We start from the raw sequence: 12,791 nt of genomic DNA, 5'->3' as shown, positions 1-12,791 counted from the left end.
TGATCTTGCAAAACGGTTGGTCATTACGTAAGCCGCTGACACTCCCCCCGCAAGAGAGCATGGCCATGACCTACGACCTCATCCTGACAGGCGGCACAGTGGTCAACCATGATGGCGAGGGGGCACGTGACATCGGCGTGAAGAATGGGCGCATCGCGGCGATAGGCGATCTCCGCCAGGCCTCGGCCGGCGAGACCATCGACTGCCGCGGCCTGCACATCCTGCCCGGTGTCGTCGACAGTCAGGTGCATTTTCGCGAACCGGGGCTGGAGCACAAGGAAGATCTGGAAACGGGCTCGCGGGCGGCGGTGCTCGGCGGTGTCACCGCCGTGTTCGAGATGCCCAACACCAACCCGCTGACCACCAGCGAGGCAACGCTTGCCGACAAGGTCCGGCGCGGCAGCGGCCGCATGCATTGCGATTTCGCGTTCTGGGTCGGCGGCACCCGCGACAACGCCGGGGATGTCGGAGAACTCGAGCGGTTGCCCGGCGCTGCAGGAATAAAGGTCTTCATGGGATCGTCCACCGGCGACCTGCTGGTCGAGGATGACGAGGGTGTTGCCTCGATCCTGCGGAACACCCGCCGACGTGCCGCCTTTCATTCGGAGGACGAGTTCCGGCTGCGTGAGCGGCTTGGCGAACGCATCGAGGGCGATCCGTCATCGCATCCGGTCTGGCGAGACGAGCTCGCCGCCTTGCGCTGCACTGAACGGCTGGTGCGCATAGCGCGCGACGCTCGCGCCCGCATCCACGTCCTGCACATCTCGACCGCCGAGGAGATCCTGTTCCTTGAACAGCACAAGGACGTCGCGACCTGCGAGGCGACGCCGCACCATCTGACGCTGAGCGCCGACGACTATCTCAGGCTCGGCACGCTGATCCAGATGAACCCGCCGGTGCGCGCCTCTCGCCACCGCGACGGCGTCTGGCACGGCATCGCGCAAGGCATCGTAGATGTGCTCGGCTCCGATCACGCACCGCACACGCTGGCGGAAAAGGCAAAACCCTATCCAGCCTCGCCCTCGGGCATGACCGGTGTGCAAACGCTGGTGCCGATCATGCTCGACCACGTCAACGCCGGACGGCTGACCTTGCAGCGCTTCGTCGATCTCTCCAGCCACGGCCCGCAGCGCATTTTCGGCATGGCCAGAAAAGGCCGCATCGCCGCCGGCTACGACGCCGACTTCACGGTTGTGGATATGAAGCGGCGTGAGACCATCACCAATGCGCAGGCCGGCTCGAAGGCAGGCTGGACGCCTTATGACGGCAAGGAAGTGACCGGCTGGCCGGTCGGCACCGTCATTCGCGGCCGGCGCGTCATGTGGGAAGGCGAGATCGTCACACCGGGCCAGGGCAGGGCGGTGGAGTTTTCCGAGGCGTTGCCGGGGTAGCCTCTACCTCCCCCTTGTGGGGAGGGTAAAGGGCTCAGTCCCCGGCGACAAAAAATGTCCACTGCCCGGCGGGCGTGATGCCGACGCGATAGAAGATATAGGCGCCGAACTGTTTCATGTCGTCGAAATCGCCGGCGGTGACGATCTTGAACAGCTCGACCCGCTGCTTGGCGTCGAGCTTGTCCAGCGGCAGCGCGAAGAAATACGGCCAGACATAGAGTTCCTGCGGCGTTCCGGCGTCGACATGGACATAGCCGGCGCTGAGCACCTCCTCCAGTATGGCCAGGATCTCCTGGCCGTCAGGGTCGCCGGACAGGCCTTTGAGGAAGGCGATGGCGTCGCCGTCGATGTCGGCCAGCGACAGCTGGGTCATGCTGTCGCCCTGGCCGATCAAGGGCCGGAGCTTTTCGATATCGCCGCCCTTGCAGGCTTCGATGATCAGATCATGCATGCGCCGGACGGGCTCGGGCAGCTTGCCTAGGTCGTAGACCACCTCAGGCAAGGGCGCCTCGGGATCGACACGCGGCCTGTTGGTGCCTCCATCCGGTGGACTGTCGGGCTCCGCAGCGTCCGGAGCGGCCGGCTGCTGGCCGGTCGAAGGCGGTGTGCCCACCGGGTCGGGCATGGGAATCGCGCCGCCGGGCGGCGAAACGTCGTCGTTCGTTGACGGTGTGATCGGGGAGGGAAGCTCTTCGCGCTGAATTTCACTCAGCGCATGGGCCGGGCTGCTGGCCAGGCACGTCACGAAGGCAATCGCGGCACAGCAAGTAGCGAGGCGGATGTAGAGGACCAGGCCCTTCGGCCGGCCTGACATCGGAAAATTCACTGCCCGTATCTCCTTGGCTCCCGGGCATGATGCCCAAACGGCACTCGATCGTCAAAGAACCGGATGTCGGTTCAGTGCCGCAGCCGTTCGGGTTCGAAGGCGCCAGCGATCACCTTTTCACGCATGCGGTCGAGCAGGGCAAGGGCCGATGTCTCGCCGTTGGCGCGCAGCATTTCACCGAATGCGGTCTCGAGCGCGGCTTCGGCAATGATCTCGGGCTCGATGCCGGCCGAAAGCCCTTCGGCCCAGGCTTCGCTGTGGCTTTCCACCGCCGTCAGGCGCTTTTCTTCCCTGACCAGCGCGTCGATGTCGTTGACACCATGTTCCATAAGCGATGTCCACCCTTTCAAGCAGCAATCCATCAATAGCGCGGATCAAGCTTGATCTGTTCCGTTTACACGCAGCCCTAAGTAAGTATCTGTAAATACGACATTTTTTTGATCGTCTTTTACAGTAGACGGCTGTGTCTGGCGAAGCTGCGTTTCAACCCGGATCAAACTTAGCCGATTAGGCCGGCCTGCGGGGTGAAAACCTTCAGTTTGAGTTAATTTCGCATTCTTGCGGTAACGTTTGATTAACGTTGTTGCAGAAGTGCAACATCAGAATTGCATCAAGACACAGGCCGCTACAAGCCAGATTTGTCCGACATGCCCAGCGACGGCTCGGATATCTGTTGATGGACGCCTAGTTGCCGTAGCGCGAGGCGATATCGCGCGACAGCGTCTCGCCTTCCTTCATGTAGCGGCTGATGGCTTCCGCGGCTGAAGCGGTGCACTGCGTATAGGTACCGCCGAAGGAACGATAGCCGCGATTGAAGCTGGCGATGAAGCGGGCGCGACGCTCCGGATCCGGATTTTCCGAATCGAGCAGTTTTTCCATCTCGCCACGCCACTGGTCGCCCTTCTCGCCGCACAGGTTGCGCAGGAAATGCAGCGACCCCAGCACCTCCGCGAGTCGCATCAACCCCGGTTCGAACGGCGACTCGGCGCTGAATGCGGGCGGCACGGCCACGGCCGTAGTCACAGCAAGGCACAAAGCGACAAGAAGAGGAGCGCGGCTCATGAGTCTATGTGGCCAAACAATTTGTCGCCTGCAAGGCGTTTCCGGCGAGGCGGTTGGGGATTTCAGCGGCTTTCAGGAGAACCAGCAAGTCGGCCAAGCAGATCTTCCGCCACCGCGAACACCGAGCCGGCAAGCGGCAGCGCCGCCATTTCGCGGAGCGTGTAGAAGGCGGCTGTCTCGGCATCGTCGCTGGCCACGGCCTCGCCGCCTGTATAGGCGGCGCCGAAGACCGTGAGGCGGTAATCGACCGGGTGGGAATCGTCCCTGCCGTCGATATGGATTTCGCGAAGCGGGCGGAAACCGGTGGCACGCAGACCAGTCTCTTCCAGCAGTTCGCGCCTGGCGGCATCCTCCAGAGTCTCGCCGGCCTCGACCTTGCCGCCGGGAAAGGCATAGAGACCCTGTGAAGGTTGCCGCGCCCGCTTGACCAACAGCACGGTGTCGCCACGCACCACGGCCACCGAGACCGCCGGCAGTATCTTTCGTGTATCGCCCATGGCCCCCAACCGTTCGATCGCCGCAGCCCGCTGTGGACGGCCGTTGCCGGACAGCTTTAGCGGTTGCAGTGCCGCTGTTCCATCGCCACTTTCTGGCGGAACCATTCGAAGGCGGAGCAATCGATCATGTGCGGACGTTTTGCCTTGACGGCCACACCGGGTCAGACCGCCGCCTTTCTCGGCCTGGCGGAGCTGGAGGATTTCCCGGCGCGCTACAACATCGCGCCGACGCAGCCGGTGCTGATGGCGACCGCCGGTGTGCCGCGCGCGCCGGGCTCCAATTTGCCGGACCGTCAGCCGATGCTGGTGCGCTGGGGGCTCATTCCCGCCTGGGTCAAGGACACCAGGGAATTTCCGCTGCTGTTCAACGCGCGCTCGGAAGGCGCAATCGAAAAGGCCTCGTTCAAGGCCGCCATGCGCCATCGCCGCGCGTTGGTGCCGGCATCTGGCTTCTACGAATGGCGGCAGAGCGGGGGCAAGAAGGGGCAGCCTTACTGGGTCCGGCCCAGGCATGGCGGCCTGGTCGCCTTCGCCGGCCTGATCGAGACCTATGCCGAGCCTGGCGGTTCGGAAATGGACACCGGTGCCATCCTGACGGTCAACGCCAATGCCGACATCGCCCATATCCACGACCGCATGCCGGTGGTGATCGATCCCAGGGATTTCGCCCGCTGGCTGGATTGCCGCACGCTGGAGCCGCGCGACGTCGCCGACCTGCTGCGGCCGGCGCAGCTCGATTTCTTCGAGGCTATCCCCGTCTCTGACCTCGTCAACAAGGTCGCCAATACCGGCCCGGAGATTCAGCAGAGGGGAGAGATCGGGCCGGATCCCGAGAAGGCCCGGCGCCAGAAGCCCGGCGCGGACGAGAGTCAGATGACGCTGTTTTAGAGGTTTTTCGAGGCACGTATGAGCGCCTCATTCCGGTGCCATTGGCACCGGCGGCGCACTGCCTCAGGCAGCGCGCGGCGATACGATCTTCGGTGCCGGCTTCTTCTTCTTCGCGGTGTGAAGAAGAGCGGCGACGATCGCGGCCGGGCCGATGGCGCGATAGTGGTTGGTCAGCGCCGGTTGCTTGGCGCGGGTGGCTTCCTGCTTGCTTCGAGGCATGTTTCTCTTCCCAGGTAACGTTTTCGTGTTCGCGTTTGACCGTTGATTCCGACCAAATCGTGACGCGTGGTGATCTAGCCGGCGAATGTTTCATGACTGTGCCGACATGTTTAATAAAATGTTTCACTGCCTGATTCCGCGTGACCGAGCGACGCGTTTGCCAATCTTTACGGCGTTTTTCTCCGAAGCAGCGACTTGACGGCAACACTGGCCAAGGCGATAAAGCCGCCCATGAAAACGTCTTTCGCCATTTGTGGCATTTGCATTATTGGCTAGCCTCGCGCTGGTCCGGACGTTTTCGCCTCATCTTTCCCCAGAGTGGACAAACGCCCCGGCCAGCAGGCTGGAGCCTGATTTGCGCCTCGGCGCAGGGCTGGCTTCATCCACATAAGAAGTTCTGAACCGGGAAGGCATGGAATGTCCGACGCATCGCAGGGCCTGCGCCTCTACAACACGCTGACGCGCACGAAAGAAAACTTCGTTCCGATCGATGCGCTCAATGTGCGCATGTATGTCTGCGGCCCGACCGTCTATGACTTCGCCCACATCGGCAATGCCAGGCCGGTCATCGTCTTCGACGTGCTGTTTCGCCTGCTGCGCCATCTCTACGGCGAGACGCATGTCATCTATGTGCGCAACATCACCGACGTCGACGACAAGATCAACGCGCGTGCGCTGCGCGATTTCGGTGGCGAGATATCAGCTGGGAAACTGTCGCTCAACGAAGCGATCCGGCGAGTGACCGAAAAGACCGCCGACCAGTTCCACAGGGATGTCGCCACGCTTGGCTGCCTGGAGCCGACGGTCGAACCGCGCGCCACCGAATTCGTCGAGCCACGCGCCGACGGCAAGGCCAACATGATCACCTTGATTCAAAGCCTGATCAAACGCGGTCATGCCTATGTCGCGGCAGGCGAAGTTCTGTTCGATACGGCGTCGATGCCGGACTACGGCCAATTGTCGAAGCGCAATCTCGACGAGCAGCAGGCCGGCGCCCGCATCGCCGTCGATGCGCACAAGAAGAACCCGCAAGATTTCGTGCTGTGGAAACTGTCATCGCCGGAAGAGCCGGGCTGGCAAAGCCCGTGGGGCAGGGGTCGGCCGGGCTGGCACATCGAATGCTCGGCGATGTCGGCGGCCTATCTCGGCGAGGTTTTCGACATCCACGGCGGCGGCCTCGACCTCATCTTCCCGCATCATGAGAACGAGATCGCCCAGTCGCGCTGCGCCCACGGCACGTCAGTCATGGCCAATGTCTGGATGCACAACGGCTTCCTGCAGGTCGAGGGGCAGAAGATGTCGAAGAGCCTCGGCAATTTCTACTCGATCCACGAACTGCTGGAGACCGAGACCTTCGGCGGCCGCAACTGGCCGGGCGATGTTCTGCGGCTGGCGATGCTGATGACGCACTATCGCGAGCCGATCGACTTTTCCGTGCGCAAGCTGGAGGAGGCGGACAACACGCTGCGCAAGTGGAAACGCGCGGCGGATCTGGCGCCCGAGGCAGGGCAGCTGCCGGTGGAGGTCATCAATGCCTTGTCGGACGATCTCGCCACCTATGCCGCCTTCCAGGTGCTGACGCAGTTGGCCGGCGAGGCCGCGGAAGGCAACGAAGCCGCCGCCGCGCTGAAGGCGTCGCTGCTGTTCCTCGGGTTCGATGTCGGCGCCGCCAAGGTGAACGAGGCAGCGGTCGCCACGGCTATCGCCAACCGCCTGGCGCTGATCGCGGCCAAGAACTGGGCCGAGGCCGACCGGGTTCGGGATGAGCTTCTGGCGCAGGGTGTGCAGCTGAAGGACGGCAAGGATCCGGTGACCGGCGAGCGTATCACCACCTGGGAGGTAAAAAGATGATCGACCATCTCGGCATAACCGTTACCGATTTCGAGGCTTCGAAGGCTTTCTACGACAAGGCGATGGCGCCGCTGGGCGCCTCTCTGCTGTATATGGTGCCCGCCGAATACACCGTCGGCGCCAAGGTTGGCGGCTATGGTCGAGACCGGCCGGTGTTTTGGTTGAGTGCCGGCAAGGACAAGCCAAGGGATCATCAGCATGTCGCCTTCACCGCGCGCAGCCGCGCCGAGGTCGATGCCTTCCATGCCGCGGCCCTTGCCGCCGGCGGCAGGGACAATGGCGCGCCGGGCCTGCGCCCGCACTATCACCCGAACTACTACGGGGCCTTCGTCTTCGATCCCGACGGCAACAATGTCGAGGCCGTCTGCCATGATCCGGAGTGAGACATGATGAGCCTCGACAATCGGCCGGTCTACACAGGCGGCTGCCAGTGCGGCGCGGTGCGCTTTCGCGTCGAGGGCACGCTTGGCGACGCCTCGATCTGCCACTGCCGCATGTGCCAGAAGGCGAGCGGCAATTTCTACTTGCCGCTGGTCTCGGTGCGTGGCGCCAAGGTTGACTGGACACGCGGCGAGCCCAAGCGTTTCCGTTCCTCCAACGCCGCCTGGCGCGGCTTCTGCGCCGAATGCGGCACGCCGCTGACCTTCGAGGCCCCGGACGGCATGGCGCTGGCGATTGCGGCCTTCGACGATCCGGCCGGTATTGCGCCGACCATCCAGTGGGGCACGGAGGCAAAACTGCCTTATGTTGACACCATTCCGCAACTGCCGGGCGAGGACACAATGGCGGATATGGGTTCGGCTCCCTATCTCGCGGAGCTTGTCTCCTACCAGCATCCCGATCACGACACAGACCAATGGCCGCCGGAGGAAAGACCATGACCGAGACCGTCCGAACCGGCGGCTGCCAGTGCGGCGCCGTGCGCTTCCGCATCAAGGGGGCGCTCGGGCGCCCGTCCATCTGCCACTGCCGCATGTGCCAGAAGCAGTTCGGCTCGTTCTTCGGCGCGCTGGTGACGGTGCCCAGGGGCGGTGTCGAATGGACGCATGAGGAACCGAGCTATTTCCAGTCGTCGGTCAACATTGATCGCGGCTTCTGCGCCCGCTGCGGCACACCGCTGACCTACCGCCAGCCCGGCGGGCTGGAGATCGCCATCGGCGCTTTCGACGATCGCTCGGATCTGGCGCCGCAAATCCAGGTCAACTATGCGGCGAGGCTGCCCTGGGTGGAAAAAATCTTCGAGGCGCCGGTCCATGACGACCCCGATTTTTACGCGAGGCAGGAGCAGATCATCTCCTTCCAGCATCCCGATCACGAAACGGCCAACTGGCCGCAACAGGGCCTAAAACTATGACTGTTCACAGCACCTCCTTGCGCACCCTCTACCCGGAGATCGAACCGTTCGACTCGGGCATGCTCGATGTCGGCGATGGCCATCAAATCTACTGGGAGCGCTCCGGCACCAAGGGTGCTAAGCCGGCGGTGTTCCTGCATGGCGGTCCGGGCGGCGGCTTTTCGCCAAAGCACCGGCGGCTGTTCGATCCAAAGCTCTACGACGTCATCCTGTTCGACCAGCGCGGCTGCGGAAAATCGACGCCGAATGCCTCGCTGGAGGCCAACACCACCTGGCACCTCGTCGCCGACATAGAGCGGCTGCGCGAGATGGCCGGCTTCGACGCATGGCTTGTGTTCGGCGGCTCCTGGGGCTCGACGCTGGCGCTCGCCTATGCCGAGACGCATCCCGATCGCGTCAGCGAACTGGTGGTGCGCGGCATCTACACGCTGACCCGCGCCGAGCTCGAATGGTATTATCAGTTCGGCGTCTCCGAGATGTTTCCCGACAAGTGGGAGCGTTTCGTGGCGCCGATCCCCGAGGCCGAGCGCGGCGACATGATGGCCGCATACCGCAAGCGGCTGGTCGGCTCGGACCGCAAGGCGCAGCTGGAAGCAGCCCGCGCCTGGAGCCTGTGGGAAGGCGAAACCATCACGCTGCTGCCGGAACCGGAAACCAGCGGCAAGTTTGGCGAGGACGACTATGCCATCGCCTTCGCCCGCATCGAGAACCACTACTTCGTCCATGCCGGCTGGCTCGACGAAGGGCAACTGCTGCGCGATGCCTGGAAGCTCAAGGATATCCCCGGCACCATCGTCCACGGCCGCTACGACATGCCGTGTCCGGCACGCTACGCCTGGGCACTGCACAAGGCCTGGCCGAAGGCCGATTTCCATCTGATCGAGGGCGCCGGCCACGCCTATTCGGAGCCCGGCATCCTCGACCGGCTGATCCGCGCGACGGACAAATTTGCAGGCAAATGACCATGACCCGCGAGCGCCTCTACCTCTTCGACACCACATTGCGCGATGGCCAGCAGACGCCGGGCATCGACTTTTCCGTCGAGGACAAGATCGCGATTGCAAAGCTGCTCGACGAATTCGGCATGGACTATGTCGAGGGCGGTTATCCCGGCGCCAATCCGACCGACACGACATTCTTCCAGCAGAAACGCACCGCACGCGCCAAATTCGTCGCCTTCGGCATGACCAAGCGGGCAGGGGTCTCCGCCTCGAACGATCCAGGCCTCGCGGCGCTTGTACAGTCGGCGTCGGACGCCATCTGCTTCGTTGCCAAGAGCTGGGATTATCATGTCCGCGTCGCGCTCGGCTGCACCAACGAGGAGAATCTGGAGTCGATCAAGACTTCGGTCGAAACCGCTGTCGCTTCTGGCAAGGAAGCACTGGTCGATTGCGAGCATTTCTTCGATGGCTTCAAGGCCAATCCCGACTATGCGCTGGCCTGTGCCAGGACGGCCTACGACGCCGGTGCGCGCTGGGTGGTGTTGTGCGACACCAATGGCGGCACGCAGCCATCGGAGGTCCGCGCCATCGTCGGCAAGGTCATCGCCTCGGGTATCCCCGGCGATCATCTGGGCATCCACGCCCATGACGACACCGGCCAGGCGGTGGCGAATTCCCTGGCCGCGGTCGAGGCCGGCGTGCGGCAGATCCAGGGCACGTTGAACGGCATCGGAGAACGCTGCGGCAACGCCAATCTGATCTCGATCGTGCCGACGCTGGCGCTGAAGCCGGCCTTCGCCGATCGCTTCGAGACGAGTATTTCGGCCGAGGCGCTGACCGGCATTTCGCGCCTCTCGCGCGCCTTCGATGAATTGCTGAACCGTGCCCCGGAAGCGCAGGCGCCCTATGTCGGCGCCTCGGCTTTCGCCACCAAGGCCGGCATCCACGCCTCGGCGCTGGCCAAGGAGCCGGCGACCTATGAGCATGTGCCGCCGGAATCCGTCGGCAATCGTCGCCGCGTCATGGTTTCCGACCAGGGCGGCAAGGCCAATTTCCTCGCCGAGTTGAAGCGGCGCGGCATCGAGGTGCCCAGGGACGATCACCGGCTCGACGCGCTGATATCGGTCGTCAAGGTGCGCGAGGCCGAAGGCTACGCCTATGAGGGTGCCGATGCATCCTTCGAGCTCTTGGCCCGCAAGATGCTGCACGGCCTGCCGGAATTCTTCAACGTCACCTCGTTCCGTTGCATGGTCGAGCGCCGCTTCGACGCCAACGGCCAGCTGAAGACGGTTTCGGAAGCGATCGTGAAAGTCGAGGTCGACGGCGAGGAGAAGATGTCGGTGGCGGAAGGGCATGGCCCGGTCAACGCGCTCGACATCGCGCTGCGCAAGGATCTCGGCAAATACCAGGGCGAGATCGTCGACCTCGAGCTCGCCGACTTCAAGGTGCGTATCCTCAATGGCGGTACCGAGGCCATCACCCGCGTCCTGATCGAATCGCATGACGGCACCGGTGCTCGGTGGTGGACGGTCGGCGTGTCGGAAAACATCATCGATGCTTCGTTCCAGGCGCTGATGGATTCGATCATCTACAAGCTGATGAAGAACCGCGACATGGCTGGGCTGGTTGCGGCCGAATAAGGTTGAACCATCAGCGGAAGTCCATTGATCCATCAGAACTTTGCGATGGTCTTGCCAAGATTACTGGGCCATAGCGTTGGGCCATGGTCACCGAAGCAATTACCCTGGACGCAGAGTCAAAGGCCCGTCGCGGCTTCCTGCTGGCGCTGGGCGCCTATCTCTTGTGGGGGTTGCTGCCTTTCTACATGAAGGCGGTGGCGCATCTGCCGCTTGCCGAGGTGATCGCGCACCGCATCGTCTGGTCCGTGCCGATCGCCGCCGCGGTTCTGGTCTGGGCCGGTCGCACGGCGGACTTCAAGGCTGCAATCCGGTCGCCTCGCACCATTGCCATGGCGGCGCTGACGGCGGCGCTGATCTCGGTCAACTGGGGCATCTATGTCTGGGCGATCGCCGTCGACCGCACCGTCGAGACCGCGCTCGGCTATTACATCAACCCGCTGGTCAGCGTCGTTGTCGGCGCGCTGCTGCTTGGCGAGCGGCTTGACCGTCTGCAGATCGCGGCGGTGGTGCTGGCCACGGTCGCCGTCACGGTGCTGACAATCGAGGGCGGCAAGCTGCCCTGGGTGTCGCTGGCGCTGGCGTTTTCCTTCGCCGCCTACGGCTTCTTCCGCAAGACGCTGCCGATCGGCCCAAGCCAGGGCTTTCTGCTCGAAGTGCTTTTGCTGTCCGTGCCGGCCCTTGGCTATATCGTCTACCTGATCGGGACGGGACAGGACCACATCGTGTCCAGCACCGGCATCGATACGGCGTTGCTGATCGGCTGCGGCCCGGTCACGTCGGTGCCGCTGCTTTTGTTCGCGTTCGGCGCCAAGCTTTTGCGCCTCTCCACCATCGGCATCATGCAGTACATCGCGCCGACCATGGTGTTCCTGATTGCGGTTCTGATCTTCGACGAGCCGTTCGGCACGGCACAGGCCATCGCATTTGCCCTGATCTGGACGGCGCTGGCGATGTATTCCTGGTCGATGCTGGTCACCGCCCGCCGGGCGGCCGCTACATCCGTCCGAGCCGCCTGACGAACAGGTAGGTCATTCCGGCGATCAGCAGCGAAACCGCCGTCACCACCCAGAAGCCCATCGGCGTGTCGACCAAGGGCAGCCCGCCGACATTCATGCCGAACAGGCCCGAGATGATGGTCATCGGCAACAACACCGCCGTCATGACGGAGAGAACATAGAGAAGCTGGTTCGACTGCATCGTCAGTTTCGCCATCAGTTCGTCCTGCAACAACCTCGTGCGTGCCTGCAACTGCTCGCCGTCATTGTAGAGGGTGAGTGCCCGATGCGAGAGTCTGGCCGCCATGTCATTGATCGGTTCAGGCAACTCGTCGCGATGCGAATGGTCGAGATGCCGGAACAGATTGGTCAGCGTCGCCATCTGCCTGTGGATCACCACCAGTTGCCGGCGCGCCTCGACCAGCGATTGGCGTTCATTGTGCCACGCATCGCGCACGACGCGATCCTCGATGCCGTCGAGCGTGTCGCCGAGCTTGCTGAGTTCGCCCGCCATGCCGTCGAGCGACTGACCAATGACCGCCTCGATCAGGTCCGCCGGCGAGCGGAATTTCCGCGATCCATTCTCCACCGCCTTGCGGACCGCATCGACCGATTCCAGAGGCTGCTTGCGGGCGCCGATCAGCATCGTGTCGTTGAAGGCGAAGCGGAAATGGACGAGTCCGCGCGCCTCTGAAAAATCGTGCCTGAGGTCCGGCAGGTCGCCAAAGAGCCAGTCATCCTCGTAGTCGATGTGGCAGCCATGGCTGGGGGCGAGGAAAGCATCGCGCGCTGGGGCCGGCAGAGCCTTCTCGGCGGCAATTTCCTGGCGGGCATGCAGATCGGTGATCTGGTAGCTGCGCCATGTCCAGTGCGCGGCGCCGGCGTCCTTGGTCCGCAGGCCCTCGGTGGTGAAATGATAGGTGAAGAACAGCCCGTGCTCATCGGGAAGATAAGGCGACAGGTCGGTGCCTTCCGGGGCGAGGGCGGTATCCATGGGCAATGCCAGATGCGGGTTTCGGACGCAGCGCCGCACGGCGGCGCCTGACCGAAATTTCTAGCACGCGCGAACCCGGTTCCGTGTGACGGTTTCTTGACAGCCGATCACAGTCTGTCGAGCAGGGGGAGGC

At 63.4% G+C, this 12,791-nt stretch carries 15 protein-coding genes; 9 read left to right on the top strand and 6 right to left on the bottom strand.

Going from position 1 to position 12,791, the window contains the following annotated elements; genetic code table 11:
* Positions 1–59 precede the first annotated feature (59 nt).
* A complete protein-coding gene (locus JG746_RS24670) occupies positions 60–1,391 on the top strand; it encodes a dihydroorotase (RefSeq protein WP_202355095.1) in 1,332 nt (443 codons plus the stop codon).
* Between the two features lie 34 nt (positions 1,392–1,425).
* Here the strand turns inward: JG746_RS24670 and JG746_RS24665 are convergent, their stop codons facing one another.
* The 4 genes from JG746_RS24665 to JG746_RS24650 all read right to left on the bottom strand — a co-directional run bounded on the left by JG746_RS24665 (position 1,426) and on the right by JG746_RS24650 (position 3,776).
* Entirely contained in the window at positions 1,426–2,217 is a 792-nt protein-coding gene (locus JG746_RS24665; protein WP_202355094.1) for a hypothetical protein, read from the bottom strand.
* 71 nt (positions 2,218–2,288) lie between these two features.
* Positions 2,289–2,546, bottom strand: coding sequence for a hypothetical protein (locus JG746_RS24660; RefSeq protein WP_008874920.1), 258 nt, complete (start codon positions 2,544–2,546; stop codon positions 2,289–2,291).
* Between the two features lie 355 nt (positions 2,547–2,901).
* Complete coding sequence (locus tag JG746_RS24655; protein ID WP_202355093.1) at positions 2,902–3,279, bottom strand: TIGR02301 family protein; 378 nt, start codon at positions 3,277–3,279, stop codon at positions 2,902–2,904.
* A 62-nt stretch (positions 3,280–3,341) separates the two neighbouring features.
* Complete coding sequence (locus tag JG746_RS24650) at positions 3,342–3,776, bottom strand: NUDIX hydrolase (RefSeq protein WP_202355092.1); 435 nt, start codon at positions 3,774–3,776, stop codon at positions 3,342–3,344.
* Between the two features lie 126 nt (positions 3,777–3,902).
* Here JG746_RS24650 and JG746_RS24645 point away from each other — a divergent pair, with 126 nt between their 5' ends.
* Entirely contained in the window at positions 3,903–4,664 is a 762-nt protein-coding gene (locus tag JG746_RS24645; protein WP_202355091.1) for an SOS response-associated peptidase, read from the top strand.
* A 63-nt stretch (positions 4,665–4,727) separates the two neighbouring features.
* Here the strand turns inward: JG746_RS24645 and JG746_RS24640 are convergent, their stop codons facing one another.
* Entirely contained in the window at positions 4,728–4,883 is a 156-nt protein-coding gene (locus JG746_RS24640; protein ID WP_202355090.1) for a hypothetical protein, read from the bottom strand.
* Positions 4,884–5,300: 417 nt separating this feature from the next.
* Between JG746_RS24640 and cysS the strand changes: the two genes are divergently transcribed.
* From cysS to rarD, 7 genes are all read left to right on the top strand, one after another.
* The gene (gene cysS / locus JG746_RS24635) at positions 5,301–6,734 is read left to right on the top strand and encodes a cysteine--tRNA ligase (protein WP_202355089.1); all 1,434 of its coding nucleotides are present in this window, start codon (positions 5,301–5,303) and stop codon (positions 6,732–6,734) included.
* Positions 6,731–7,117, top strand: a complete 387-nt coding sequence (locus tag JG746_RS24630; RefSeq protein WP_202355088.1) for a VOC family protein — start codon at positions 6,731–6,733, stop codon at positions 7,115–7,117. The genes cysS and JG746_RS24630 overlap by 4 nt, the downstream gene beginning before the upstream one ends.
* A gap of 6 nt (positions 7,118–7,123) precedes the next feature.
* On the top strand, positions 7,124–7,615 hold the full coding sequence (locus JG746_RS24625) for a GFA family protein (RefSeq protein WP_096459066.1): 492 nt from the start codon (positions 7,124–7,126) through the stop codon (positions 7,613–7,615).
* Positions 7,612–8,088, top strand: coding sequence for a GFA family protein (locus JG746_RS24620; RefSeq protein WP_202355087.1), 477 nt, complete (start codon positions 7,612–7,614; stop codon positions 8,086–8,088). Before JG746_RS24625 ends, JG746_RS24620 begins: the two co-directional genes overlap by 4 nt.
* Positions 8,085–9,050, top strand: a complete 966-nt coding sequence (gene pip, locus JG746_RS24615) for a prolyl aminopeptidase (RefSeq protein WP_202355086.1) — start codon at positions 8,085–8,087, stop codon at positions 9,048–9,050. The genes JG746_RS24620 and pip overlap by 4 nt, the downstream gene beginning before the upstream one ends.
* Entirely contained in the window at positions 9,047–10,669 is a 1,623-nt protein-coding gene (gene cimA / locus JG746_RS24610; RefSeq protein ID WP_202355085.1) for a citramalate synthase, read from the top strand. The genes pip and cimA overlap by 4 nt, the downstream gene beginning before the upstream one ends.
* An 83-nt stretch (positions 10,670–10,752) precedes the next feature.
* Positions 10,753–11,685 carry an EamA family transporter RarD gene (gene rarD, locus JG746_RS24605; protein WP_202355084.1) on the top strand — a complete coding sequence of 311 codons (933 nt, stop codon included), beginning with the start codon at positions 10,753–10,755 and terminating at the stop codon, positions 11,683–11,685.
* Here the strand turns inward: rarD and JG746_RS24600 are convergent.
* Positions 11,663–12,658, bottom strand: a complete 996-nt coding sequence (locus JG746_RS24600; protein ID WP_202355083.1) for a transporter — start codon at positions 12,656–12,658, stop codon at positions 11,663–11,665. The genes rarD and JG746_RS24600 overlap by 23 nt on opposite strands.
* Positions 12,659–12,791 lie beyond the last annotated feature (133 nt).

Origin of the sequence: Mesorhizobium sp. 113-3-3 (assembly GCF_016756495.1) — a bacterium.
In the GTDB taxonomy this organism is placed as follows: Bacteria; Pseudomonadota; Alphaproteobacteria; order Rhizobiales; family Rhizobiaceae; genus Mesorhizobium.
The sequence above is the reverse complement of the archived record's forward strand: the minus strand, read 5'-3'. Positions and strand labels throughout refer to the sequence as shown.

What these genes read in the sequence shown, in the direction of transcription:
- JG746_RS24670 (WP_202355095.1), top strand. Translation starts at nt 60, where the DNA reads ATGGCCATGACCTACGACCTCATCCTGACAGGCGGCACAGTGGTCAAC.
- JG746_RS24660 (WP_008874920.1), bottom strand. Translation starts at nt 2,546, where the DNA reads ATGGAACATGGTGTCAACGACATCGACGCGCTGGTCAGGGAAGAAAAG.
- JG746_RS24655 (WP_202355093.1), bottom strand. Translation starts at nt 3,279, where the DNA reads ATGAGCCGCGCTCCTCTTCTTGTCGCTTTGTGCCTTGCTGTGACTACG.
- JG746_RS24650 (WP_202355092.1), bottom strand. Translation starts at nt 3,776, where the DNA reads ATGGGCGATACACGAAAGATACTGCCGGCGGTCTCGGTGGCCGTGGTG.
- JG746_RS24645 (WP_202355091.1), top strand. Translation starts at nt 3,903, where the DNA reads ATGTGCGGACGTTTTGCCTTGACGGCCACACCGGGTCAGACCGCCGCC.
- JG746_RS24640 (WP_202355090.1), bottom strand. Translation starts at nt 4,883, where the DNA reads ATGCCTCGAAGCAAGCAGGAAGCCACCCGCGCCAAGCAACCGGCGCTG.
- cysS (WP_202355089.1), top strand. Translation starts at nt 5,301, where the DNA reads ATGTCCGACGCATCGCAGGGCCTGCGCCTCTACAACACGCTGACGCGC.
- JG746_RS24630 (WP_202355088.1), top strand. Translation starts at nt 6,731, where the DNA reads ATGATCGACCATCTCGGCATAACCGTTACCGATTTCGAGGCTTCGAAG.
- JG746_RS24625 (WP_096459066.1), top strand. Translation starts at nt 7,124, where the DNA reads ATGAGCCTCGACAATCGGCCGGTCTACACAGGCGGCTGCCAGTGCGGC.
- JG746_RS24620 (WP_202355087.1), top strand. Translation starts at nt 7,612, where the DNA reads ATGACCGAGACCGTCCGAACCGGCGGCTGCCAGTGCGGCGCCGTGCGC.
- pip (WP_202355086.1), top strand. Translation starts at nt 8,085, where the DNA reads ATGACTGTTCACAGCACCTCCTTGCGCACCCTCTACCCGGAGATCGAA.
- cimA (WP_202355085.1), top strand. Translation starts at nt 9,047, where the DNA reads ATGACCATGACCCGCGAGCGCCTCTACCTCTTCGACACCACATTGCGC.
- rarD (WP_202355084.1), top strand. Translation starts at nt 10,753, where the DNA reads ATGGTCACCGAAGCAATTACCCTGGACGCAGAGTCAAAGGCCCGTCGC.
- JG746_RS24600 (WP_202355083.1), bottom strand. Translation starts at nt 12,658, where the DNA reads ATGGATACCGCCCTCGCCCCGGAAGGCACCGACCTGTCGCCTTATCTT.